The sequence below is a fragment of the Microbacterium sp. genome (genome assembly GCF_036823965.1).
GTDB lineage: Bacteria > Actinomycetota > Actinomycetes > Actinomycetales > Microbacteriaceae > Microbacterium.
Genome location: NZ_DAITBE010000007.1, coordinates 128160 through 150963, shown reverse-complemented (window position 1 = coordinate 150963; position 22804 = coordinate 128160). Strand labels below are relative to the sequence as shown.

Annotated in this window: 22 protein-coding genes; 14 read left to right on the top strand and 8 right to left on the bottom strand. The window is 66.5% G+C overall.

The annotated features are described in order from the left end of the window. Nucleotides 1-40 precede the first annotated feature (40 nt). From V7Z82_RS13270 to V7Z82_RS13230, 9 genes are all read left to right on the top strand, one after another. Entirely contained in the window at nt 41-649 is a 609-nt protein-coding gene (locus tag V7Z82_RS13270) for a DivIVA domain-containing protein (protein ID WP_334152015.1), read from the top strand. A 10-nt stretch (nt 650-659) separates the two neighbouring features. Further along, a complete protein-coding gene (gene lspA / locus V7Z82_RS13265; protein WP_334152014.1) occupies nt 660-1310 on the top strand; it encodes a signal peptidase II in 651 nt (216 codons plus the stop codon). Between the two features lie 2 nt (nt 1311-1312). Continuing rightward, the gene (locus tag V7Z82_RS13260) at nt 1313-2233 is read left to right on the top strand and encodes an RluA family pseudouridine synthase (protein ID WP_334152013.1); all 921 of its coding nucleotides are present in this window, start codon (nt 1313-1315) and stop codon (nt 2231-2233) included. 121 nt (nt 2234-2354) lie between these two features. Further along, entirely contained in the window at nt 2355-2954 is a 600-nt protein-coding gene (locus V7Z82_RS13255) for a GNAT family N-acetyltransferase (protein WP_334152012.1), read from the top strand. Nucleotides 2955-3303: 349 nt separating this feature from the next. Beyond that, the gene (gene dnaE / locus V7Z82_RS13250; RefSeq protein ID WP_334152011.1) at nt 3304-6822 is read left to right on the top strand and encodes a DNA polymerase III subunit alpha; all 3519 of its coding nucleotides are present in this window, start codon (nt 3304-3306) and stop codon (nt 6820-6822) included. Nucleotides 6823-6894: 72 nt separating this feature from the next. Beyond that, on the top strand, nt 6895-8154 hold the full coding sequence (locus tag V7Z82_RS13245) for a hypothetical protein (protein ID WP_334152010.1): 1260 nt from the start codon (nt 6895-6897) through the stop codon (nt 8152-8154). A 2-nt stretch (nt 8155-8156) separates the two neighbouring features. Beyond that, nucleotides 8157-9461: a histidinol dehydrogenase gene (gene hisD, locus V7Z82_RS13240; protein ID WP_334152009.1), complete on the top strand. Its 1305-nt coding sequence runs from the start codon at nt 8157-8159 to the stop codon at nt 9459-9461. Nucleotides 9462-9470: 9 nt separating this feature from the next. After that, nucleotides 9471-9941 (top strand): transcriptional regulator NrdR, encoded by a 471-nt coding sequence (nrdR, locus tag V7Z82_RS13235; RefSeq protein ID WP_045279970.1) that lies wholly within the window; start codon nt 9471-9473, stop codon nt 9939-9941. Nucleotides 9942-9952: 11 nt separating this feature from the next. Continuing rightward, a complete protein-coding gene (locus V7Z82_RS13230; RefSeq protein ID WP_334152008.1) occupies nt 9953-10975 on the top strand; it encodes a quinone-dependent dihydroorotate dehydrogenase in 1023 nt (340 codons plus the stop codon). Between the two features lie 69 nt (nt 10976-11044). Here V7Z82_RS13230 and V7Z82_RS13225 read toward each other — a convergent pair whose 3' ends face one another. After that, on the bottom strand, nt 11045-11614 hold the full coding sequence (locus tag V7Z82_RS13225) for a DUF3043 domain-containing protein (protein ID WP_334152007.1): 570 nt from the start codon (nt 11612-11614) through the stop codon (nt 11045-11047). Nucleotides 11615-11660: 46 nt separating this feature from the next. On the opposite strand from V7Z82_RS13225, the gene V7Z82_RS13220 reads away from it, so the two are divergent. The 5 genes from V7Z82_RS13220 to V7Z82_RS13200 all read left to right on the top strand — a co-directional run bounded on the left by V7Z82_RS13220 (nt 11661) and on the right by V7Z82_RS13200 (nt 16754). Continuing rightward, nucleotides 11661-13064: a dipeptidase gene (locus tag V7Z82_RS13220; RefSeq protein ID WP_334152006.1), complete on the top strand. Its 1404-nt coding sequence runs from the start codon at nt 11661-11663 to the stop codon at nt 13062-13064. A 106-nt stretch (nt 13065-13170) separates the two neighbouring features. Beyond that, a complete protein-coding gene (gene erpA, locus V7Z82_RS13215) occupies nt 13171-13539 on the top strand; it encodes an iron-sulfur cluster insertion protein ErpA (protein ID WP_045279974.1) in 369 nt (122 codons plus the stop codon). A 143-nt stretch (nt 13540-13682) separates the two neighbouring features. Continuing rightward, nucleotides 13683-14579 carry an aa3-type cytochrome oxidase subunit II gene (gene ctaC, locus V7Z82_RS13210; RefSeq protein ID WP_334152005.1) on the top strand — a complete coding sequence of 299 codons (897 nt, stop codon included), beginning with the start codon at nt 13683-13685 and terminating at the stop codon, nt 14577-14579. Between the two features lie 3 nt (nt 14580-14582). After that, nucleotides 14583-16316 (top strand): aa3-type cytochrome oxidase subunit I, encoded by a 1734-nt coding sequence (gene ctaD, locus V7Z82_RS13205; RefSeq protein WP_045279976.1) that lies wholly within the window; start codon nt 14583-14585, stop codon nt 16314-16316. 3 nt (nt 16317-16319) lie between these two features. Further along, nucleotides 16320-16754 carry a cytochrome c oxidase subunit 4 gene (locus V7Z82_RS13200; protein ID WP_334152004.1) on the top strand — a complete coding sequence of 145 codons (435 nt, stop codon included), beginning with the start codon at nt 16320-16322 and terminating at the stop codon, nt 16752-16754. A 58-nt stretch (nt 16755-16812) separates the two neighbouring features. Here the strand turns inward: V7Z82_RS13200 and V7Z82_RS13195 are convergent, their stop codons facing one another. The 7 genes from V7Z82_RS13195 to ctaE form a co-directional block, all read right to left on the bottom strand. Beyond that, nucleotides 16813-17232, bottom strand: a complete 420-nt coding sequence (locus tag V7Z82_RS13195; protein WP_334152003.1) for a rhodanese-like domain-containing protein — start codon at nt 17230-17232, stop codon at nt 16813-16815. A gap of 68 nt (nt 17233-17300) precedes the next feature. After that, nucleotides 17301-17804 (bottom strand): GNAT family N-acetyltransferase, encoded by a 504-nt coding sequence (locus V7Z82_RS13190; protein ID WP_334152002.1) that lies wholly within the window; start codon nt 17802-17804, stop codon nt 17301-17303. Further along, nucleotides 17801-18214, bottom strand: a complete 414-nt coding sequence (locus V7Z82_RS13185; protein ID WP_334152001.1) for a RidA family protein — start codon at nt 18212-18214, stop codon at nt 17801-17803. The genes V7Z82_RS13190 and V7Z82_RS13185 overlap by 4 nt, the downstream gene beginning before the upstream one ends. 78 nt (nt 18215-18292) lie before the next feature. After that, a complete protein-coding gene (gene qcrB, locus V7Z82_RS13180; protein ID WP_334152000.1) occupies nt 18293-20107 on the bottom strand; it encodes a cytochrome bc1 complex cytochrome b subunit in 1815 nt (604 codons plus the stop codon). After that, the gene (gene qcrA / locus V7Z82_RS13175) at nt 20104-21180 is read right to left on the bottom strand and encodes a cytochrome bc1 complex Rieske iron-sulfur subunit (protein ID WP_334151999.1); all 1077 of its coding nucleotides are present in this window, start codon (nt 21178-21180) and stop codon (nt 20104-20106) included. The genes qcrB and qcrA overlap by 4 nt, the downstream gene beginning before the upstream one ends. 36 nt (nt 21181-21216) lie before the next feature. After that, complete coding sequence (gene qcrC, locus V7Z82_RS13170) at nt 21217-22020, bottom strand: cytochrome bc1 complex diheme cytochrome c subunit (protein ID WP_045279983.1); 804 nt, start codon at nt 22018-22020, stop codon at nt 21217-21219. A gap of 20 nt (nt 22021-22040) precedes the next feature. Continuing rightward, nucleotides 22041-22694, bottom strand: coding sequence for an aa3-type cytochrome oxidase subunit III (gene ctaE, locus V7Z82_RS13165; protein WP_334151998.1), 654 nt, complete (start codon nt 22692-22694; stop codon nt 22041-22043). Between the last annotated feature and the right edge of the window lie 110 nt (nt 22695-22804).

Genomic DNA, 22804 nt, shown 5'->3' with positions numbered 1-22804 from the left:
ACAAAACTGGCAACCGAACTCATCGAAAGAGGAGCCACTCATGGCACTTACCCCGGATGACGTCGTCACCAAGCAGTTCCAGCACGTCCGCTTCAAGGACGGCTTCGACCCCGACGAGGTCGACGACTTCCTCGACGAGATCGTCATCGAGTGGCGCAAGGCCCTCGAAGAGAACGTCGAGCTGAAGGCCAAGCTGGCCGCGTACGAGTCGGGTGAGACCCCCGCAGCCGAGTCGGCTGCCGCAGAGGCTCCCGTCGCCGAGGTCCCCGCAGCTCCGGCTCCGGTCGTCGAGACGCCGGCCGAGCCCGCGCCGTCCGGCTCCGCCACCGCGACCGCCGGCATCATCGAGCTCGCTCAGCGCCTGCACGACGAGCACGTCGCCGAGGGTGAGGCGAAGCGCAACCAGCTCATCGCCGACGCCGAGAACGAGGTCAACCGCATCCGCAGCGAGGCCGAGGCCAAGCAGCGCGAAGAGGCTGCCCGTCTGGAGCGCGAGCGCAACACGCTCGAGGCCCGCATCACCGAACTCCGCAACTTCGAGCGCGACTACCGCTCGCAGCTGCGCGGCTACATCGAGGGTCAGCTCCGCGACCTCGACGAGAAGTCGGCGTCGACGGACTCCACGCCTGTCTCCGCGATCGGACTGTAGGTCGTAGGTCTTGACACGTAGCCCCCTTCGTCGGTCGGCGGCCGGTGCGCTCGTTGCGGTTCTCGCAGCGCTCGTACTGGCCGCCGATCAGTTTGTGAAGTACCTCACCGTTACGTACCTGCCGCTGCAGGAACCCGTGCCCGTTCTCGGTGAGTTCCTGCAGCTGTACTCCGTGCGCAACCCCGGTGCCGCGTTCTCGCTCGGTTCCGAGGTCACCTGGATCTTCACGATCGCTCTCGCAGTCGTCGCGGGCGTCATCGTCTGGAAGGCCTTCGGTCTTCGCTCGCGTCTCTGGGCCGTCGTGCTCGGATGCCTGCTGGGCGGCGTGCTCGGCAATCTCGGAGATCGGCTGTTCCGCGAACCCGGGTTCCCTGTCGGGCACGTCGTCGACATGATCTCGATGCCCTGGATGATGCCGGCGATCTTCAACGTCGCCGACATCTTCATCGTCACCGGCATGATCTCGGTCGCCCTGCTCGTCGTCTTCGGCCTTCGCTTCGATGGCACGCGCGAGCGCGACCACGTGACGGTGGAGACCGAGGAAGAGGCGGAGGCCGTCGCAGTCGCGGAGGCTGAGCAGCGCGCTGCCGAGTCGCACGCAGCCGAGACAGCGGACGACGCGCCGGCCGATGGCACAGCACCAGCCGCCGGAGGGCGTTGACGGTGGAGTCCCGTTCCCTGCCCGTGCCCGATGGGCTCGAGGGCACCAGGGTCGATGCAGCACTCGCGAAGATGCTCGGTTTCTCGCGCACCTTCGCGGCGGATGTCGCCTCGGCCGGTGGCGTTCGGCTGGACGGCGTCACACTCGACAAGTCCGATCGTCTGCGCGGCGGCGGCTGGCTCGAGGTGGAGTGGCAGCCGAAGGAGGGGCCGAAGATCGTCCCGATCCCGGTTCCGGATCTGGGGATCGTGTACGACGATGATGACATCGTCGTGGTCGACAAGCCATCCGGTGTCGCAGCCCACCCCTCGCTGGGCTGGGAGGGACCGACCGTCGTCGGTGCACTCGCGGCGGCAGGCTTCCGGGTCGCGACGAGCGGAGCACCGGAACGGCAGGGCGTCGTGCATCGGCTCGACGTCGGCACCAGCGGTCTGATGGTCGTCGCGAAGTCGGAGCACGCGTACACAGCGCTCAAGCACGCGTTCAAGGAACGCACGGTCGAGAAGATCTACCACGCGGTGGTGCAGGGGCATCCCGACCCGCTGGTCGGCACGATCGAAGCTCCGATCGGGCGCCACCCGAACCACTCGTGGAAGTTCGCTGTGGTCCCCGATGGCAAGCCCTCGGTCACGCACTACGAGACGCTCGAGGCGTTCCCCGGTGCATCGCTGCTCGAGATTCACCTCGAGACCGGCCGCACGCATCAGATCCGCGTGCACATGGCCGCGCACCGGCATCCATGCGTCGGCGATCCACTCTACGGCGCCGACCCCACACTGTCCGCTCGGCTCGGCCTCACGAGGCAGTGGCTGCATGCGCACCAGTTGGCGTTCACGCACCCGGGCACGGGGGAGTGGGTGCAGTTCGAGTCGCCGTACCCTGCGGACTTCGTGCACGCACTCGACGTGCTCCGCGGAGAATAGCGGAACGCTGGGTCGCTGGGTCGCTGGGTCGCTGGGTCGCTGGGTCGCTGGGTCGCTCGCTGAGCCGCTCTCGGGTCGCTGAGCCTGTCGAAGCGTCCGAGGCATCCGTCACACTGGAGGCATGGACATCGAGGTTCTCCCCGCAACCGAGTTCGACGACGTCGCGACGCTCGTCGGGCCGAAGAAGCCCACGTCGAACGTGTGCTTCTGCCTGAGCTATCGGATCGGGAGCAAGGAGAACGTCGCCTTGAAAGGCGAGGCAGGTGCCGACCGCGTTCGCGAGCTGTGCCATCAGGAGCCGCCGCCGGGCGTCATCGCATATATCGACGGAGAGCCCGTCGGCTGGGCGGCGGTGCATCCGCGGAGCGATACGAGCTTCGCGCGCAACCGGCTGATCCCGCACGTGGACGACCTCGAGGTGTGGTCGCTCTGGTGCATCCGCGTGCGTCCTGGGCATCGCAAGCAAGGGATCTCCCATGCGCTGATCGATGGTGCCGTGGCATATGCGAGGCAGCAGGGGGCGCCGGCGATCGAGGCGTATCCGGTGGACAACAAGGGCGAGCGCGTGAACCTGACGATGGCGTATGTGGGCACGCGTGCGCTGTTCGAGAGCGCCGGATTTCGCAAGGCGGCTGACACCGGGTCGGTGCTCGACGGGTTCCCGCGAGTGCTGATGCGGCTCGATCTGGCGAAGAAACGGAAGCCGCCGAAGAAACCGTGAACCGTTCGACGGGACACGGCCAATACATAGCGTGAGCACAGACAGCGAGATCATCCGACGGTCTCTGGAACACCCGCCGGCGGAGGTCCGAACTCCTGCGACGCCCATCCCCGGGATCCGCAGGCGCTCTGGAACTACTGGTACGACTTCTTCGCACAAACGCAGAGCGGCTGAGAGGAGCCGGTGCTGTCCTCGATTCTGGATGTGCTCAAGTCGAACATCGCCCCCGCCGACGTCCGGTCAGCGCACCTGGAGGCGCTGCAGACATCCGGCGCGCACCGTAACTCGCAGCACCCGCTGAGCCCCGACACCGACCTCCGGTGTCGGGGCTCAGCCGTAGACTCGAAGCATGGCATCCGACTCCTTCGCCCACCTGCACGTGCACAGCGAATACTCGATGCTCGACGGTGCTGCGAAGATCGCCGCGATGACCCAGGCGGCCGCCGACTACGGCATGCCGGCCATCGCGGTGACGGATCATGGCAACACGTTCGCCGCGTTCGAGTTCTACAAAGCGGCCAAGGCTGCGGGCGTGAAGCCGATCATCGGACTCGAGGCCTATGTCACCCCCGGCACCCACCGCAGCGACAAGTCGCGAGTGCAGTGGGGCTCGCCTGATCAGAAGAGCGACGACGTCTCCGGTGCGGGTGCCTACACCCACATGACGATGTGGAGCGAGACCACCGAGGGCATGCACAACCTCTTCCGGCTCAGCTCCCGGTCGAGCATGGAGGGCTACTACTTCAAGCCCCGCATGGACCGTGAGCTGCTGCAGACCTACTCCAAGGGACTCATCGCGACGACCGGCTGCCCGTCCGGCGAGATCCAGACCCGCCTGCGCCTCGGCCAGTACGACGCGGCACGCGCGGCCGCCGCCGAGTTCCAGGACCTCTTCGGCAAGGAGAACTACTTCGCCGAGATCATGGACCACGGGCTCTCGATCGAGCGCCGGGTCATGACCGACCTGCTGCGTCTCGCGAAAGACCTGAACATCCCGCTGGTCGGCACGAACGACTCGCACTACACCCACCAGCACGAGGCCGACGCGCACGAGGCACTGCTCTGCGTGCAGTCCGGATCGACGCTCGACGACCCCAACCGTTTCAAGTTCGACGGTGACGGCTACTACATCAAGACCGCCGCCGAGATGCGGCAGCTGTTCCGCGACCACCCGGAGGCCTGCGACAACACGCTGCTGATCGCGGAGCGCTGCGAGGTCGAGTTCAACACGGCGGCGAACTACATGCCGCGCTTCCCGGTGCCCGATGGCGAGACCGAGGACAGCTGGCTCATCAAGGAGGTCGAGACCGGCCTCGAGTACCGGTACCCCAACGGCATCCCGGACAAGGTGCGCAAGCAGGCCGAGTACGAGACCGGCATCATCCTGCAGATGGGATTCCCCGGCTACTTCCTCGTCGTCGCCGACTTCATCAACTGGGCCAAGGACAACGGCATCCGCGTCGGACCGGGTCGTGGTTCCGGTGCCGGATCGATGGTCGCCTACGCGATGCGCATCACCGACCTCGACCCGCTCGAGCACGGCCTGATCTTCGAGCGATTCCTGAACCCCGACCGTGTCTCGATGCCCGACTTCGACGTCGACTTCGATGACCGTCGCCGCGGCGAGGTCATCGAGTACGTGACCAAGAAGTACGGCTCTGAGCGCGTCGCGCAGATCGTCACGTACGGCACCATCAAGTCCAAGCAGGCACTGAAGGATGCCGGTCGTGTGCTCGGCTTCCCGTTCAGCATGGGGGAGCGCCTCACCAAGGCGATGCCGCCGCCCGTCATGGGCAAGGACATGCCGCTCGACGGCATGTTCGACTCGGCGCACCCGCGGTACAAGGAAGCCAGCGAGTTCCGCGCGCTGATCGAGACCGACACCGAGGCGAAGACGGTCTTCGACCGCGCACTCGGACTCGAGGGCCTGAAGCGTCAGTGGGGCGTGCACGCCGCCGGTGTCATCATGTCGTCCGAGCCGCTGCTCGACATCATCCCGATCATGCGACGCGAGCAGGACGGCCAGATCGTCACGCAGTTCGACTACCCGTCGTGCGAGTCGCTCGGCCTGATCAAGATGGACTTCCTGGGGCTGCGAAACCTCACGATCATCTCCGATGCGCTCGACAACATCCGCACGAACCGCGGCGAGGAGCTCGATCTCGAGCATCTCGAGCTCGACGACCGCGGTGCATACGACCTGCTCGGGCGGGGGGAGTCGCTCGGTGTCTTCCAGCTCGACGGCGGACCGATGCGCGCGCTCATGCGACTGATGAAGCCGGACAACTTCGGCGACATCTCCGCACTCATCGCGCTGTACCGACCTGGCCCCATGGGTGCGAACTCGCACACGAACTACGCGCTCCGAAAGAACGGCGCGCAGCCGATCACGCCGATCCACCCGGAGTTCGAGGAGTCGCTCGCCGACATCCTCGACGAGTCCTACGGCCTGATCATCTATCAGGAGCAGGTCATGGCGATCGCCCAGCGGGTCGCCGGGTTCTCGCTCGGTCAAGCAGACATCCTCCGTCGCGCGATGGGCAAGAAGAAGAAGTCCGAGCTGGACAAGCAGTTCGAGGGCTTCCAGGCCGGCATGCACGCCAACGGCTATTCGGACGGCGCGGTCAACGCCATCTGGGAGATCCTGCTCCCGTTCTCCGACTACGCGTTCAACAAGGCACACTCCGCGGCATACGGCGTGGTCTCGTACTGGACGGCGTATCTGAAGGCGCACTATCCCGCCGAGTACATGGCCGCGCTGCTCACCAGCGTCGGCGACTCCAAGGACAAGATGGCGCTCTATCTGAACGAGTGCCGTCGCATGGGCATCAAGGTGCTGCCGCCAGACGTCTCCGAGTCGATCAACTACTTCGCTGCAGTCGGCGACGACATCCGCTTCGGGCTCGGCGCAGTGCGCAACGTCGGCAGCAACGTGGTCGAGGGCATCGTGAAGGCCCGCAAGGACGAGCGGTTCACCTCGTTCCACCACTTCCTCGACAAGGTGCCGCTGCACGTCGCGAACAAGCGAACGGTCGAGTCGCTGGTCAAGGCAGGCGCATTCGACTCCATGGGCGACTCGCGCCGCTCGCTCTACGACATCCACGAGGATGCCGTCGAGGCCGCCGTCGACCGCAAGCGCAACGAGGCGCAGGGCGCCATCGGGTTCGACTTCGACAGCCTCTACGACGGCACCGAAGAGGTGGCGCCGGCCAAGGTGCCCGCCAAGCCGGAGTGGGTGAAGAAGGACAAGCTGGCGTTCGAGCGCGAGATGCTCGGACTCTACGTGTCCGACCACCCGCTGGCGGGACTCGAGGTCCCGCTCGCGAAGCACGCCTCGATCTCGATCCATGACCTGAACAACTCCGAGGACATCCAGGACGGCGACCAGGTCACCGTCGCCGGCCTCGTCACCAGCGTGCAGCATCGTGTCGCGAAAGCCAGCGGAAACCCCTACGGCATGATCACCGTCGAGGACTTCAACGGCGAGGTGACCGTGATGTTCATGGGCAAGACCTACACGGAGTTCCAGCACACGCTGCAGCAGGATTCGATCCTCGCCGTCCGCGGACGCGTCTCGCGGCGTGACGATGGACTGAATCTCCACGCGCAGTCCGCGTTCGCACCTGACGTCGGCTCATTCGACGCCGCAGGACCGCTGTCGCTCGTGTTCGCCGAGCAGCGCGCCACCGAACGCGTCATGACCGAGCTCGCCGAGGTGCTCCGACGCCACAACGGCGACACCGAGGTCGTGCTCCGCGTGCACCGCGGCGGCACCGCGAAGGTGTTCGAGGTGCCGATGCCGGTGAAGGTGTCCGCCGACCTGTTCGGCGACCTCAAGTCGCTGCTCGGACCGACCTGTCTGGGGTGAGCAGGTAGGATCGTGAGCCGTCGGGCAGCATGACGACCCTCCCCGCCATGCACCGCGCCGAAAGGATGACTGATGAGCACCGAACTCCCTGAGATCCCGGATGCCGAGAGCGACACCTTCCTCGATGAGGACGGTGTGCTCTACGACGACGACGTCACCCCCGAGTACGGCGTCCTCGGCTTCACGCTGCGTGAGCTGCTGATCGTCGGCGTGTGGGCAGTCTCCTTCATCGTGTCGTTCTTCCCGCTCGCTGGCGGGTCGTCGATCTGGGGAGCGGGCATCCAGTGGATCCTGCCGATCGGCGTGCCGACCGTCGCCGTGTTCCTCCTGGTGCTGCGTCGCTTCTCGCCGGACGGGATCCGTCGAGTCGGGTCGCTGGGCATCGATCAGTTCGCGTCTGTCGCGTTCTCCGTCTCCGCTGTCATCTGGGTCGGGACGCTGTGGAGCGCCGTCGCCGGACTCATCGAGTTCGGTGTCTTCGGACTGTCGTGGAGCGGAGTCGTGCAGCTCGTGGCATCCCTGGCCCTGGTCGTGCTCACGGTCTTCGCTCCGATCGTCCCCGGACTGAAGGAAGACTTCCACGGTCGCCTCGTCACGCTCGCGCACCGCAACGCGAACCCCGTGCGCCCGGTCATCGCGCGCCCCCGCCCTGAGCCGGCGCCCGCAGCCGACACGACGCAGGACGAGGTCGTAGCGGATGCCGAGCAGCCGAGCGAGCAGGCGGTGACCGATGTCGCCGCGGAGGACGGGCGGTTCGCCGCAGCGCCCGCAGCAGCTGTGACCACCGCCTATGCTCCGCCGGCCGAACTCGACGTCGAGCTCTCCGGGCAGCAGGCCACCGACGAGATCGCTCGATTCGACATCGCCGGTCAGGTGCCGATCGCCGCGCATGCCTCTGGCGGCGACACCGGTACGGAGGAGACCGCAGCGGACGACGAGTACGTCCCGAACTACTCCCGTCGGTCCCGCAACCAGGAGATCGCGTCCGACACCGCCAGCATCGAAGCCCTGCTGGAGACGGCGCAGACGATCGAGCACACGGGTGCCGTCGAAGGTGACGCCGCGCCGTTCACCGAGACCGCGGATTGGACCGACGACAGCGTCGAGGACGAGTCGACGAATCCTCGTCACATCGTCGACCCGGCGCAGCCGTTCTGGATCCTCGCCCCGACCGAGCGCGACGTGCACGATGAGCGCGGAGAGCCGTTGTTCCGAATCGGCCCGAGCGCGTGGGCCCTCGTGATCGAGGATCGCGGCGGTGCCTTCGTGGTCCGCCATGACGACGGCCGGATCGGCTACCTCCACGACATCTCGGACATCACGAAAGGCTGACAGTGCGCACGATCGATCTGCGGGGGCGCAAGCTCTCGCCCGCAGCCATGCTCGCCGCCGTTCCGCGGGCGACCCAGGCACGCGCCGAAGCACTCGACACGGCGACGCGGATCGTCGACGACGTGCGGGAACGTGGAGAGCAGGCGCTGCGCGAGCAGGCCGAGCAGTTCGACCGCGTCACCGGCCACGCGATCCGGGTGCCGTCGGAGCACATCGACGAGGCGCTCGAGAATCTGACGCCCGAGGTTCGTGCCGCCCTCGAGGAGGCGATCCGCCGCGTGCGCATCGCGTCTGCCGCGCAGATCCCTGCCCAGCAGGTCACCCAGATCGGTGAGGGCGCGCGCATCACGCAGCGCTGGCAGCCCGTGCACCGGGTCGGCGTGTACATCCCCGGCGGCAAGGCGGTCTACCCGTCGAGCGTCATCATGAACGTCGTGCCGGCGCAGGTCGCCGGTGTCACGCAGATCGCGCTCGCCTCCCCGCCGCAGTCCGATCAGGACGGGCGTATCCACCCGACGATCCTCGCGGCGGCCGCCCTCCTCGGCGTGACCGAGGTCTACGCCATGGGAGGCGCCGGAGCGATCGGCGCCTTCGCCTGGGGCGTCCCCGATGTCGGGCTCGACCCGGTCGATGTGCTCTCCGGACCGGGGAACAACTACGTCGCATCGGCGAAGCGTGCGGTGGCCGGCGTCGTCGGCACCGACTCCGAAGCGGGAGCGACCGAGATCCTCGTCGTGGCTGACGCCTCCGCCGACGCGCGACTCATCGCCGCTGACCTGATCAGCCAGGCCGAGCACGACGAGCAGGCCTCGGCCGTGCTCGTGACCGAGTCCGAGGAGCTCGCAGCGCGGGTCGCCGAGCACGTCGAGATGCTGGCCGCCAGGACCCGCCACTCCGATCGTGTCGGTGCTGCCCTCGCCGGCCCGCAGTCCGCGATCGTCCTCGTCGACGACCGCGCCATGGCGACCGCGTTCAGCAACGCCTATGCGCCGGAGCACCTCGAACTCCACCTCGAAGACGCAGAGGATGCCGCAGCGTCCTTCACCAGCGCCGGCGCCGTCTTCGTGGGGGATCAGACGCCGGTCAGCCTCGGCGACTACATGGCGGGCAGCAACCACGTTCTGCCGACCGGCGGCCAGGCGCGCTACGCGCCGGGACTCGGCGCCTACACGTTCCTGCGCCCCCAGCAGGTCATCTCCTACGACCGCTCCGCCCTCGCCGAAGTGCGGGCAGGCGTTGTCGCCCTCGCCAACACCGAGGTGCTGCCTGCGCACGGCGAGGCGATCGAGGCCCGCTTCACGGCGTAAGTTAGACAGATGCATTGCCCGTTCTGCCGTCACTCCGATTCCCGTGTGATCGATTCGCGGACCAGCGATGACGGTCTGTCGATCCGTCGACGCCGACAGTGTCCCGAATGCGGTGGACGCTTCACCACCACCGAGACCGCCAGCCTCAACGTGATCAAGCGCTCCGGAGTGATGGAGCCGTTCAGCCGCGAGAAGGTCATCTCCGGCGTGCGCAAGGCGTGCCAGGGGCGCCCGGTCACCGAGGCGGACCTCGCGATCCTCGCGCAGCGCGTGGAAGAGGCCGTCCGTCAGACCGGAGTGTCGCAGCTCGACACGAACGAGATCGGTCTCGCGATCCTCGGACCGCTGCGCGATCTCGACGAGGTCGCCTTCCTGCGGTTCGCCAGCGTCTATCAGGCGTTCGACTCGCTCGAGGACTTCGAGGCGGCGATCACCGACCTTCGTGCCGACCACTCGGAGCAGGAGCCCGCCGACCGGTAATCTGGGCAGTGATGTATCCGCTGCTCTTCCGCGCTGTCCTGTCGCGCTTCGATCCCGAGTTCGCCCATCACGCCGGCATGGCGGTGGTTCGAGTGCTCGGCGTCCCGCCGTTCGCCCGTGTGACCCGTGCATTCACCGCACCTGATCCGTCACTGCGGGTCGAGGCGCTCGGGCTGACCTTCCCCTCGCCGTTCGGCGTCGCGGCAGGCTTCGACAAGAACGCGGTCGGCGTTCGCGGTCTCGCCGCGCTCGGTTTCGGCCACGTCGAGGTCGGCACCATCACGGCGATCCCGCAGGAGGGCAACCCGAAGCCTCGGCTGTTCCGGCTCGTCGAGGATCGCGCCGTGATCAATCGGATGGGCTTCAACAACAAGGGCGCGGATGCCGCGGCTCGCACGCTCGCCCGACTGCGCCGTGGTGCACCCGATACGGTGATCGGCGTCAACATCGGCAAGAGCCGCGTGGTCGACGTCGAGAACGCGATCGACGACTACGTCGCCTCCGCCGTGCGGCTCGCACCGCTCGCCGACTACCTCGCGATCAACGTGTCCTCGCCGAACACACCGGGACTGCGCGGGCTGCAGGCCGTCGAGACCCTGGCTCCGCTGCTCCGTGCCGTGCGCACGGCGGCAGGGCAGACCCCGCTGCTGGTGAAGATCGCCCCGGATCTGCCGGACGAGGAGATCACGGCGATCGCGCAGCTCGCAGTCGCCGAGGGCCTCGACGGGATCATCTCGCACAACACCACCATCAGCCGCGATGGGCTCCTGACCGATGATGCGGTGGTCGAAGCCGCCGGTGCCGGTGGTCTGTCCGGCGCTCCGCTCAAGGAGCGGTCGCTGCAGGTGCTCCGCGTGGTGCGCGCCGCGGTCCCTGAGGACTTCTGCGTGATCGCGGTCGGGGGAGTCGAGACGGCATCCGATGTGCAGGAGCGCCTGGATGCTGGTGCCACCCTCGTGCAGGGCTACACCGCATTCCTGTACCGCGGCCCGTTCTGGGGCCGCGAGATCAACCGCGGACTCCTCGGGCGCTGACACAGCACGCCACCGCACGAAGAAGGCCCCTTGCTCCGCAGAGCGAGGGGCCTTCTCGATGACAGGGTGTCAGGCGGGGTACTGACCGCGCTTGACCTGCGGTTTCGGCAGACGCATGAAACGCATCTGCAAGGCACGCATCGCCGCGTACCAGCCGAGACCGCGCTCGAGGCGGTCCTTGCCGAACTTCTCACCGGCTTTGCGCTTCACGCGGAAGGCCAGCAGGATCATGCCGCCGATCGCGATGATCAGGTACGCCATCATCACGAGGTACGCGTAGAAGGCGATCGCGAGCTCCGCAGGCACCAGCGAGGCGAGGATCACCAGGACCATGACGGCCATGACGAACTCGGCCGGGTGCCAGCCGGCATCCACGTAGTCGCGCACCCAGCGACGCTGCGGGCCCTTGTCGCGCACGGGGAGGTACTTCTCCTCGCCTGCGGCCATGCCTGCCTGCGCGCGGTTCCGGCGCTCGTTGAGCTCGGCACGCGCTGCTGCCTTCGCTTCCTTCGTGTTCGCGACCAGGGGGCGTCGACGCGCGGCTTCCTGCTCGGCGCGGGTCGGCGTCGCACGGCCCTTCCCGACGCCGGTCGTCTCGGCGTCGTCGTTCGTCGGAGGGGAGACAGGGGAAGTGGCCACGAGAATCCTCGGTTCGCTGAAGGTGGATCACCTTAAGATTACTCGCATGACTTCTCCCGTTCTCCCCAGTTCCTCAGACTCTGCTGTTCTCGAGTCCGTGGCGACCGGCATCCCGGCCGCGCTCTCCGACCTCGGGCACCTCGTACGCATCCCCGGTATGGCGTGGCCGGCATTCGACCAGACCCAGCTCGAGCGCAGCGCCGACGCTGTCGCCGCGCTCGCGAAGGACACCGGTGTCTTCGACGAGGTGCGCGTGCTGCGCGCCGCGATCCCTGGCACCGACGAGCACGGGCAGCCAGCCGTGCTGGCGACACGCGCCGCCCGCAACGGCAAGCCCACGATCCTGCTCTACGCGCACCACGACGTGCAGCCTCCCGGCGACGACGAGCTGTGGGAGACGCCGCCGTTCGAGCCGACCGTGCGCGACGGCCGCCTCTACGGCCGCGGTGCCGCAGACGACAAGGCCGGGATCATGGCGCACATCGCTTCCGTCCGAGCGGTCTCCGAAGTGCTCGGCGACGACCTGGAGCTCGGCATCGCGATGTTCATCGAGGGGGAGGAGGAGTACGGCTCTCGCTCCTTCGCGCAGTTCCTGTCGGACAACAAGGACGCGTTGCGAGCTGATGCCATCGTGGTCGCCGACTCCGGCAACTGGGACTCCGTGACGCCCGGCCTGACCGTCTCGCTCCGAGGGAACGCGCGCTTCACGCTGCGCGTGCGCACGCTGGATCACGCCTCGCACTCCGGCATGTTCGGGGGAGCGGTGCCCGACGCGATGATGGCGACCACGAAGCTGCTGGCGACGCTCTGGAACGACGACGGCTCCGTGGCCGTCGACGGCATGACCGCCCGCGACGCGGAGACGCCCGACTACTCCGAGGAGACGCTGCGCGACGAAGCCGGTCTGCTGCCCGGCACCTCTCCCGTCGGTGACGGCACGATTCTCAGCCGTATCTGGAACAAGCCGGCCGTCACCGTGATCGGCATCGATGCGACCAGCGTCGCTTCGGCATCCAACACCCTGCTGCCCGAGGTCACGGTCGTGATCAGCTCCCGTGTCGCACCGGGCCAGTCCGCCTCCGACGCCTACGACGCGCTGGAGCGACACCTGCGGGCGCACGCCCCGTTCGGTGCCGAGCTGACCTTCTCCGACCTCGATCTCGGCGACGGCTTCCTCGTCGACACGAGCGGCTGGGCGGTCGGCCTGACCCGCGACGCGATGCGCGACGGCTACGGCGTTCCGCCGGTCGACCTCGGTGTGGGAGGATCCATCCCGTTCATTGCCGACCTCGTCCGCGAGTTCCCGGCGGCGCAGATCCTGGTGACCGGTGTCGAGGACCCCTACTCCCGCGCGCACAGCCCGAACGAGTCGCTGCACCTCGACACGTTCCGCAACGCGGTCGCGACCGAGGCGCTGCTCCTTGCACGCATGAACAGCCGCGAGGCCTGACACCCGCCGACGCGCGCACGGCTCTTCCCCGATCTCGCCGCCTCCGCGACATGCGGCGGTAGAATTGCGGAAAAGCCGTGCGACGCGGCCCGTCACAAGGAGCGACATGAGCGACACCACCCTGACCTCAGACACCACCAGCACCAAGGCCCACGGCATCAGCCTGACCGATGCCGCCGCGGTCAAGGTCAAGAACCTGCTCGAGCAGGAGGGCCGCGACGACCTTCGTCTGCGCGTCGCCGTGCAGCCCGGCGGATGCTCCGGCCTGATCTACCAGCTCTACTTCGACGAGCGCTACCTCGAGGGCGACGAGACCGTCGACTTCGACGGCGTCGAGGTCATCGTCGACAACATGAGCGTGCCGTATCTCGACGGCGCATCGATCGATTTCAAGGACACGATCTCGGAGCAGGGCTTCACGATCGACAACCCCAACGCGGCAGGCAGCTGCGCATGCGGAGACAGCTTCCACTGATCCTTCGTCGGAGGCGCTGAACTCGGCGTCTTTTGCCCAGGACAGCGCCTGATCCGGTCCGTGAACCTGCGTGGTTGGCATGAATCAGGTGTGAGGTTGCTCTAGACTTGGATGTGCCCTGTCCGCAATCTGAAAGGTGCATCGTGCCCTCGAAACACCGCCTTCGTTGGGCCGCTCTCCCCCTGGGAGTCGTGGCAGCCGTGGTCCTGGCGGGATGTACCACCACCGAGTTGAACGGCTATCTTCCCGGCTTCGTGGATGGCGGGCCTGCGGCCACCAACCAGACCGAGCGAGTGTCGTCCCTGTGGGTCAATTCCTGGATCGTCCTCCTCGCCGTCGGCGTCATCACCTGGGGCCTGATGGCCTGGGCCGCGATCGCGTACCGCCGTCGCAAGGGCCAGACCGGTCTTCCGGTCCAGATGCGCTACAACATGCCGATCGAGATCTTCTACACGATCGTGCCGCTCATCCTCGTGCTGGGCATGTTCTTCTTCACGGCCCGCGATCAGGCCGAGATCGAGGCGAAGTGGGACAACCCCGACGTCGAGATCACCGCGATCGCCAAGCAGTGGGCGTGGGACTTCCAGTACGACGCCGACTCCGATGACGACACCGTCTGGACGATGGGCATTCAGGCCCAGCCCGACAAGGACGGCAACATCGACCAGGCGCAGCTGCCGACGCTGGTGCTGCCGGTCGACCAGAAGGTCACGATCAACCTGCAGTCCCGCGATGTCATCCACTCGTTCTGGATCATCGACTTCCTCTACAAGAAGGACATGTACATCGGGAAGGACAACTCCTGGTCCTTCATCCCGACGCGTGTCGGCGAGTACGCAGGAAAGTGCGCCGAGCTGTGTGGCGAGTACCACTCGATGATGCTCTTCAACGTGAAGGTCGTCGAGCAGGACGAGTACGACGCGTACGTCCAGTCACTCAAGGAGCAGGGCAACACGGGCGACATCACGGACGAGTACGACCGTCTGTCGAACTTCCCGGGCACCACGCCCCAGACCGACTCCGAGGAAGGAGAGGAGTAAGCCATGTCGACCACTGAAGCCCCCCGCACCGACGAGGCCCCTCGCTCCCGACCCAACGCCCTGCCCGCCCGCCAGGCTGCTCTCATGAGCTCCTCGCGCGTCGAGCAGAAGGGCAACATCGTCGTCAAGTGGATCACCTCCACCGACCACAAGACCATCGGGTACATGTACCTGATCGCCTCGGTGCTGTTCTTCCTCCTCGGCGGCGTGATGGCACTCGTCATCCGTGCCGAGCTCTTCGCGCCGGGAATGCAGATCATCCCGACCAAGGAGCAGTACAACCAGCTGTTCACGATGCACGGCACGATCATGCTGCTGATGTTCGCGACGCCGCTGTTCGCCGGATTCGCCAACGCGATCCTGCCCCTGCAGCTCGGAGCACCTGACGTCGCGTTCCCGCGTCTGAATGCCTTCGCGTTCTGGCTGTTCCTCTTCGGCTCCACGATCGCCGTCGCCGGCTTCCTCACCCCGCAGGGTGCGGCCTCCTTCGGTTGGTTCGCCTATCAGCCCCTCGCGAGCGCCTCGTTCTCGCCGGGTGCCGGTGGAAACCTCTGGATGGTCGGTCTCGGCATCTCCGGCTTCGGCACGATCCTCGGCGCCGTGAACTTCATCACGACCGTGATCACGATGCGCGCTCCCGGTATGACGATGTGGCGCATGCCGATCTTCTCCTGGAACACGCTCATCACGAGCCTCCTGATCCTGATGGCCTTCCCGGTGCTCGCCGCCGCGATCTTCGCCGCTGCCGCGGACCGCATCCTCGGCGCACACATCTACGACCCGGCCAACGGCGGCGTCCTGCTCTGGCAGCACCTGTTCTGGTTCTTCGGTCACCCCGAGGTGTACATCATCGCGCTGCCGTTCTTCGGCATCGTCTCCGAGATCTTCCCGGTGTTCAGCCGCAAGCCGATCTTCGGATACAAGACCCTGGTCTACGCGACGATCGCGATCGCCGCGCTGTCCGTCGCCGTGTGGGCTCACCACATGTACGTGACCGGATCGGTGCTGCTGCCGTTCTTCGCACTCATGACGATGCTCATCGCAGTGCCGACGGGTGTGAAGATCTTCAACTGGATCGGCACGCTCTGGCGAGGGTCCGTGACCTTCGAGACCCCGATGGTGTTCGCCCTCGGCTTCCTGGTCTCCTTCGTCTTCGGCGGTCTGACCGGTGTCATCCTCGCGGCTCCGCCGCTGGACTTCGCGCTCTCCGACTCCTACTTCGTCGTCGCGCACTTCCACTACGTCGTCTTCGGCACTGTGGTGTTCGCGATGTTCGCCGGGTTCTACTTCTGGTGGCCGAAGTGGACGGGGCGCATGCTCAACGAGCGTCTCGGCTACGTGCACTTCTGGATGCTGTTCATCGGCTTCCACATGACCTTCCTCATCCAGCACTGGCTGGGCGTCGACGGCATGGTGCGTCGCTACGCGGACTACTCGGCGGCCGACGGATGGACCTGGCAGAACCAGGTGTCGACCATCGGCGCGATGATCCTCGGCGCCTCGATGCTGCCGTTCTTCCTGAACGTCTGGATCACGGCACGCAAGGCGCCCAAGGTCACGGTCAACGACCCGTGGGGCTACGGTGCTTCGCTCGAGTGGGCGACGTCCTGCCCGCCGCCGCGTCACAACTTCACGTCGATCCCGCGCATCCGCAGCGAGCGGCCCGCGTTCGACCTGAATCACCCGGAAGCTGCGGAGTTCGCCACGACGGCTCCCGGCGAGCGAGAGGTCCACTGATCCATGCGCGATAACGTCATCCTCTGGTGGGTGCTGACTGCCTTCTTCGCCCTCATCGGCGTCGTCTACACCGGCTGGCACATCCTGGCGACACCGTCCGAGAACTTCGCGGAGCGGATCGAATGGGTCGGCACGGTCGCACTGTTCTTCGCAGCCTTCATGGGCGCGATGGTGGCCTTCTACCTCGACCGCACGCACAACGCGCAGGGCGGTGAGCTGCCGGAAGACATCCTGACCTCGGACATCGACGACGGCGACCCCGAGCTCGGCGAGTTCAGCCCGTGGTCCTGGTGGCCGATCGTCCTCGCCGGTTCCGCCGCGGTCTTCGTGGTGGGCCTGGCTGTCGGACACTTCCTGCTCCCGATCGGGCTCGCGATCTTCGTCGTCGCGATCGTCGGCTGGGTGTACGAGTACTACCGCGGCAACTTCGCTCGCTGAGACGACATGAAGAAGGCCCCCGGTTCGCCGGGGGCCTTCTTCATGTGCTGGAGCGTGGTCAGGCGCGGGTGCGGATGCGTGCGATGCCGGTGAGCGGATCCACGGGGCGGCGGTGGATGCCATCCGCGTCCTCGACCGGATATCCCTCGCGTACCCAGTACTCGAAGCCGCCGATCATCTCGCGGACGTCGTAGCCGAGCCGGGCGAACTCCAGGGCGCCCTTGGCGCCGGCGTTGCACCCGGGGCTCCAGCAGTAGACGACGACCGCGGCATCCTTCGGGATCTCCGCCGGAGCACGCGTCGCGATCTCGCTGTAATGCATGTGCGTCGCGCCGGCGACGCGTCCCTGTGCCCAGGCGTCGTCTGAGCGCACGTCGATCACCACGATGTCTTCGCCGGCGGTACGAGCGGCATGGACGTCGCTGGCATCGGTCTCGGCGGCGAGCTTGGCGGCATAGAAGTCGGCACGATCCATCATGACCTCAGCCTAGAAGTGTCGACGAGGCGCGCGCCGCTCGCTTTCGGTCGTCCGACGCAGGAATCCGGTCAGAGCTCGACCGTCATCTGCACGCGGCGTCCATAGCGGTCGAGGCCCAGCGCCGATTCGGTCTCGACGAGTTCGCGCAGGAAGGCCGTCTCGGGAATGCTCTCGAGGAATCCGCACGAGGCGTAGAACGGTGCGTTCCAGGGGATCTCGGCGTAGGTGCGCAGCGTGAGGCGCGTGTAGCCCCGCTCACGGGCCTCGTCGAGCGCTGCAGTGACCAGGGCGCGTCCGTGCCCGTTGCGAGCCGCTGCGGGTGTCACAGAGAGCTGTTCGAGGTGTGCGAGGCCGTCGATGTCGAGCACATGCACGAAGCCGATGGGGGAGTTCGAGGCAGAGTCCTCGGCGATCAGCACGAATCCGGGGGAGCTGAGTCGGCCGGCCCCTGCGTCGACCGGCGGCCAGTCCCACGCGCCGAGTGCGTCGATGAGGAGTGCGTCCGCTGCGGTCTCGATCGCTTGGATCACCTCGGCATCGGAGGACTCGGCTGCGCGCAGCCGCCGGCTCATCGCTCGTCGCCTCCGACGGCGGCGATGGCTTCGATCTCGACGAGCTGGTCGTCGTACCCGAGCACGGTGACGCCCAGGAGGGTGCTGGGGACGTCGTGCGCCCCGAACGCCTCGTGGATGACATCCCAGGCCGTCACGAGGTCTGCCTGACGCGTGGAGGCGACCAGGACGCGGGTGCTGATCACATCCGTGAGCTGTGCTCCGGCGGCAGCGAGCGCGGTGCGCAGCGTCTCGACGCACCGGGCGGCCTGTGCGGCGTAGTCACCGGGAGCGGTCGTGCTGCCGTCGTCCTCGAGGGGACAGGATCCGGCGAGGAAGATCAGGCGCGAACCGGCGGGAGCGGTCGCGGCGTAGGCGTACGGGGCTTCGGCGAGGTCGGAGGAACGGATGAGTCGGACTGCAGACGTCATGCTTCGATCCTTTCACGGACAGACGAAGAAGGCCCTGTCCGCGCGGACAGGGCCTTCTTCGTGGGGGAGTGGCGGTGGTTACTCGCCATCCTCCGACTTCTTCTTGCGCGGCTTCTTGACCGGTTCGGTCGCGATCACCGTGCTGGGCGTGTTCGGCGTCTCGTCGACGTGTGTCTCATCGACCGTGAGCGGAGCGTCCGGGAAGCCGGCACGCTCGTGAGCGCCCTGGATCTCGGCGGTCTCAGCCTCGTCAGCGTGTGCCGTGACGTGGTGCTGGTGCGCGTCGGCAGCTTCGATCTCGGCCTGCGTGAGCGGAGCCAGGCGGTCTTCGAAGAACCAGCGGGAGATCGAGGAACGGAGGTTCTCCGTCCACGAGATGCGGCCCTTGGCGTTCGGGCGAACCACAAGCGGCTCGTATCCGTCGACGTCGATGAGCTTCCAGCGGTCGTACTGGTCGACCGGCTGGTGCACCTCGATGAACTCTCCACCGGGGAGGCGGACGATGCGGCCCGACTCGTAGCCGTGGAGCACGATCTCGCGGTCCTTCTTCTGCAGCGCGATGCAGATGCGCTTCGTGACGAAGTAGCCGAGGACCGGTCCGATGATCAGCAGCGCCTGGAGCGTGTGGATCACGCCCTCCATCGTGAGCATGAAGTGCGTCGCGATGAGGTCGGACGATGCCGCAGCCCACAGGACCGCGTAGAACACCACGCCGGCCACGCCGATCGCAGTACGCGTCGCGGCGTTGCGCGGACGCTGAGCGATGTGGTGCTCGCGCTTGTCGCCGGTGATCCACGCCTCGATGAAGGGGTAGATCGCGACGAGCACGATGAACAGACCGAGCACCACCAGCGGCAGCAGGATCCCGAACGACCAGGTGTGGTCGAGGAAGACGATGTCGAGGTTCGACGGTGCCAGACGCAGGGCGCCGTCCGCGAAGCCGATGTACCAGTCGGGCTGGGTACCGGCGGATACAGGGGAGGGGTCGTACGGACCGTAGTTCCAGATCGGGTTGATCTGGAAGAAGGTCGCGATCAGCACGATCGTGCCGAAGACGATGAACAGGTAGCCGCCCATCTTCGACATGTAGACCGGCATCATCGGGTAGCCGACGACGTTCTCGTTCGTGCGGCCGGGGCCGGCGAACTGCGTGTGCTTGTTGATGATCATCAGCATGAGGTGCACGACGATCAGCGCGATGACGAGCATCGGCAGCAGCAGGATGTGCAGCGTGTAGAGGCGACCGACGATCGCCGTACCCGGGAACTCGCCACCGAACAACAGGAACGACGTCCAGGTGCCGATCAGCGGGATGCCCTTGACCATGCCGTCGATGATGCGCAGGCCGTTGCCCGAGAGCAGGTCATCGGGGAGCGAGTATCCGGTGAAGCCCTCGGCCATCGCGAGGATGAAGAGGACGAAGCCGATGACCCAGTTGAGCTCACGCGGCTTGCGGAATGCACCGGTGAAGAACACGCGGAGCATGTGCACGCCGATACCCGCGACGAACACGAGCGCTGCCCAGTGGTGGATCTGGCGGACCAGCAGGCCACCACGGATGTCGAAGGAGATGTTCAGCGACGACTCGAGCGCAGCCGACATCTCGATCCCGCGCATCGGGACGTAGGCGCCCGTGTAGTGCGTGGGGACCATGGAGGCCTCGAAGAAGAACGTCAGGAAGGTTCCGGAGAGGAACACGACCACGAAGCTCCACAGCGCGATCTCGCCGAGCATGAACGACCAGTGGTCGGGGAAGATCTTGCGACCGAGCTCCTTGACGAAGCCGGAGAGGCTGGTGCGCTCATCGATGTAGTTCGACGCGGCACCGACGAAGCGACCGCCGAGCGGTGCCTTGGTGTCCTTGTCCTCGTTGGACAGCGTTGCGGTGCTCAATGGCGCTCCCAGAAGCTCGGGCCGACGGGTTCCTTGAAGTCGCTGCGTGCGATGAGGTAGCCCTCGTCGTCGACCGTGATCGGCAGCTGCGGCAGCGGACGTGCTGCCGGTCCGAAGATGACCTTGGCGTGATCGGTGACGTCGAACTGCGACTGGTGGCACGGGCACAGCAGGTGGTGCGTCTGCTGCTCGTACAGAGCGACAGGGCAGCCGACATGCGTGCAGACCTTGGAGTACGCGACGATGCCGTCGTACGACCAGTCCTTGCGGTCCTCGGCCTCGATGAGCTGCTCGGGGCGCAGGCGCATCATCAGCACGATCGCCTTGGCCTTCTCCTCGAGGTAGCCGTCTTCGTGACCGAGTTCGACAAGCTCGGCCGGGATCACGTGGAACGCGGAGCCGAGGGTGACGTCAGCAGCGCGGATGGGGGTGCCGTCGGGGTCGCGCACCAGGCGCGATCCTTCTTCCCACATCGTGTGCTTGAGCAGGTGCACCGGGTCGCCCGCAGTGGGGTCGTCCGGCGTGGAGTGCGGTGCGAGGCCACGGAACAGCGTGACACCGGGGATGATCGATGCGACGACCGCTGCGAACAGCGAGTTGCGGATCATGCTGCGGCGTCCGAAGCCGGACTCCTCGTTCGCATCGGAGAAGGCCTTGATGGCTGCTTCGCGAGTCGCATCGGTCCCACGCGTCGTGTGGCGGAACTCGATGTGCTCCTTGTCCGACATGAGCGCCTTGGACCAGTGGATCGCGCCGATGCCGATGCTGAGCAGGGCGAGTGCGATGCCGAGTCCGATGAACAGGTTGTTCTGGCGGATGTCGATGAGCGCGCCGCTCTCGATCGGGAACAGCATGTAGGCGGCGACCGCCCAGATGCTGCCGGCGAGCGACAGATAGAACAGCGTGTAGACAGTGCGGTCAGCGGTCTTCTCGACGCGCGGATCCTTGTCGGTCATCCGCGCGCGGTGCGGCGGCAATCCCGGGTTCTGCACGGGATCGCTGACTGCGACGCCCAGCCCCGGCGAGGGCTGGTAGGCCCTGTCGAGAGCCTTCGAGTCGTCGTCGTGTGCCATGGTGCTCCTCGTACGTTCCTCTTCGATGAATAAGCGTCAGTTGGACTTCGCCGTGATCCACACGGTGATGGCGACCAGTGCGCCGATACCGAAGATCCACACGAACAGGCCCTCGGACACCGGTCCGAGCGAACCGAGCGAGAATCCGCCGATCTGCACGGACTGCTGCTGGTAGAGGAGCGCGGAGATGATGTCGCGCTTGTCCTCGTCGGACAGGTTCATGTCGCCGAAAACCGGCATGTTCTGGGGGCCCGTGACCATGGCGGCGTAGATGTGCAGCGCGCTGGTCTCGGTCAGGGCGGGGGCGTACTTGCCCTCGGTGAGCGCTCCACCGGCGGCGGCCACGTTGTGGCACATCGCGCAGTTCACGCGGAACAGCTCGGCGCCGTGGGACACGTCGCCCTTGCCGTCGATGGTCCGCTCCGACGGGAAGGTCGGGCCGGGAGCCTCAGCCTGGACGTAGGACGAGATCGCGAGGATCTGGTCTTCCGTGAACTGCGGCTTCTTCTGCGGAGCCTGCGGTCCCTGCATCTGCAACGGCATACGGCCCGTGGAGAGCTGGAACTCGGTCGCGAGCTCGCCGACGCCGTAGAGGCTCGGGCCGTTCGCGGTGCCCTGCATGTCGAGGCCGTGGCAGGTGGCGCAGTTGGCCTGGAACAGCTTCTCGCCGTCCTCCACGGTCAACTGCGTGGTCGCAGCGCTCTGGGTGTCGGTCGCGGCGAACGCGGCAGACGCACCGGCGTACACGGCGCCGGTGATCATGAGTCCTGCTCCGATGAGGGCGACCGCAGCCAGGGGGCTGCGACGACCGTTCGAACGGCGCTTCTTCTCTCGTGCCATCTCGGGGATCAGCTCCGCTCTTATTTCAGGAAGTAGATAACGACGAACAGCACGATCCAGACGACGTCGACGAAGTGCCAGTAGTAGGACACAACGATCGAGGAGGTCGCCTCCTTGTGCCGGAAGTTCTTCACCGCGTATGCGCGTCCGATGACGAGCAGGAACGCGACGAGTCCGCCGGTGACGTGCAGTGCGTGGAAGCCGGTGGTGATGTAGAACGCCGACGCGTAGGAGTCAGCGCTGATCGGCATGCCTTCGGCGACGAGCTGGGCGTACTCCCACACCTGGCCGGAGACGAAGATCGCGCCGAGCGCGAAGGTGAGGAAGAACCACTCGACCATGCCCCAGCCGAACAGGCGGCGACGGCCGGCGCCGTTCTTCTGGCCCTTGCCGAGCTTGTAGGCCTGCAGGTCCTCAGCCGCGAACACGCCCATCTGGCACGTGAAGGAGGAGAGGACGAGGATCGCGGTGTTCACGAACGCGAACGGGACGTTCAGAAGTTCGGTCCGCGCTGCCCACAGTTCAGGGGAAGTGCTGCGGAGGGTGAAGTAGATCGCGAAGAGTCCCGCGAAGAACATCACCTCACTGCCGAGCCACACAATGGTGCCGACAGCTACCGGGTTGGGCCGCTTGATGGTTCTCGCCGCCGGGGCATACGTCGCTGAGGTCGTCACCCTTCCATTATGGCCGATCCGCGGGGGTGATTCTTGCACTGGCCGCCCTGTTTTTGCCCGTCCATGACTTAGGTAACCCTAAGAAAACACTGCGAATCCTCGGTGAATCC

Coding starts and splice junctions, on each gene's coding strand:
- V7Z82_RS13270 (WP_334152015.1), top strand. CDS start 41: ATGGCACTTACCCCGGATGACGTCGTCACCAAGCAGTTCCAGCACGTC.
- V7Z82_RS13255 (WP_334152012.1), top strand. CDS start 2,355: ATGGACATCGAGGTTCTCCCCGCAACCGAGTTCGACGACGTCGCGACG.
- dnaE (WP_334152011.1), top strand. CDS start 3,304: ATGGCATCCGACTCCTTCGCCCACCTGCACGTGCACAGCGAATACTCG.
- V7Z82_RS13245 (WP_334152010.1), top strand. CDS start 6,895: ATGAGCACCGAACTCCCTGAGATCCCGGATGCCGAGAGCGACACCTTC.
- nrdR (WP_045279970.1), top strand. CDS start 9,471: ATGCATTGCCCGTTCTGCCGTCACTCCGATTCCCGTGTGATCGATTCG.
- V7Z82_RS13230 (WP_334152008.1), top strand. CDS start 9,953: ATGTATCCGCTGCTCTTCCGCGCTGTCCTGTCGCGCTTCGATCCCGAG.
- V7Z82_RS13220 (WP_334152006.1), top strand. CDS start 11,661: ATGACTTCTCCCGTTCTCCCCAGTTCCTCAGACTCTGCTGTTCTCGAG.
- erpA (WP_045279974.1), top strand. CDS start 13,171: ATGAGCGACACCACCCTGACCTCAGACACCACCAGCACCAAGGCCCAC.
- ctaD (WP_045279976.1), top strand. CDS start 14,583: ATGTCGACCACTGAAGCCCCCCGCACCGACGAGGCCCCTCGCTCCCGA.
- V7Z82_RS13200 (WP_334152004.1), top strand. CDS start 16,320: ATGCGCGATAACGTCATCCTCTGGTGGGTGCTGACTGCCTTCTTCGCC.
- V7Z82_RS13195 (WP_334152003.1), bottom strand. CDS start 17,232: ATGATGGATCGTGCCGACTTCTATGCCGCCAAGCTCGCCGCCGAGACC.
- V7Z82_RS13190 (WP_334152002.1), bottom strand. CDS start 17,804: ATGAGCCGGCGGCTGCGCGCAGCCGAGTCCTCCGATGCCGAGGTGATC.
- V7Z82_RS13185 (WP_334152001.1), bottom strand. CDS start 18,214: ATGACGTCTGCAGTCCGACTCATCCGTTCCTCCGACCTCGCCGAAGCC.
- qcrA (WP_334151999.1), bottom strand. CDS start 21,180: ATGGCACACGACGACGACTCGAAGGCTCTCGACAGGGCCTACCAGCCC.
- qcrC (WP_045279983.1), bottom strand. CDS start 22,020: ATGGCACGAGAGAAGAAGCGCCGTTCGAACGGTCGTCGCAGCCCCCTG.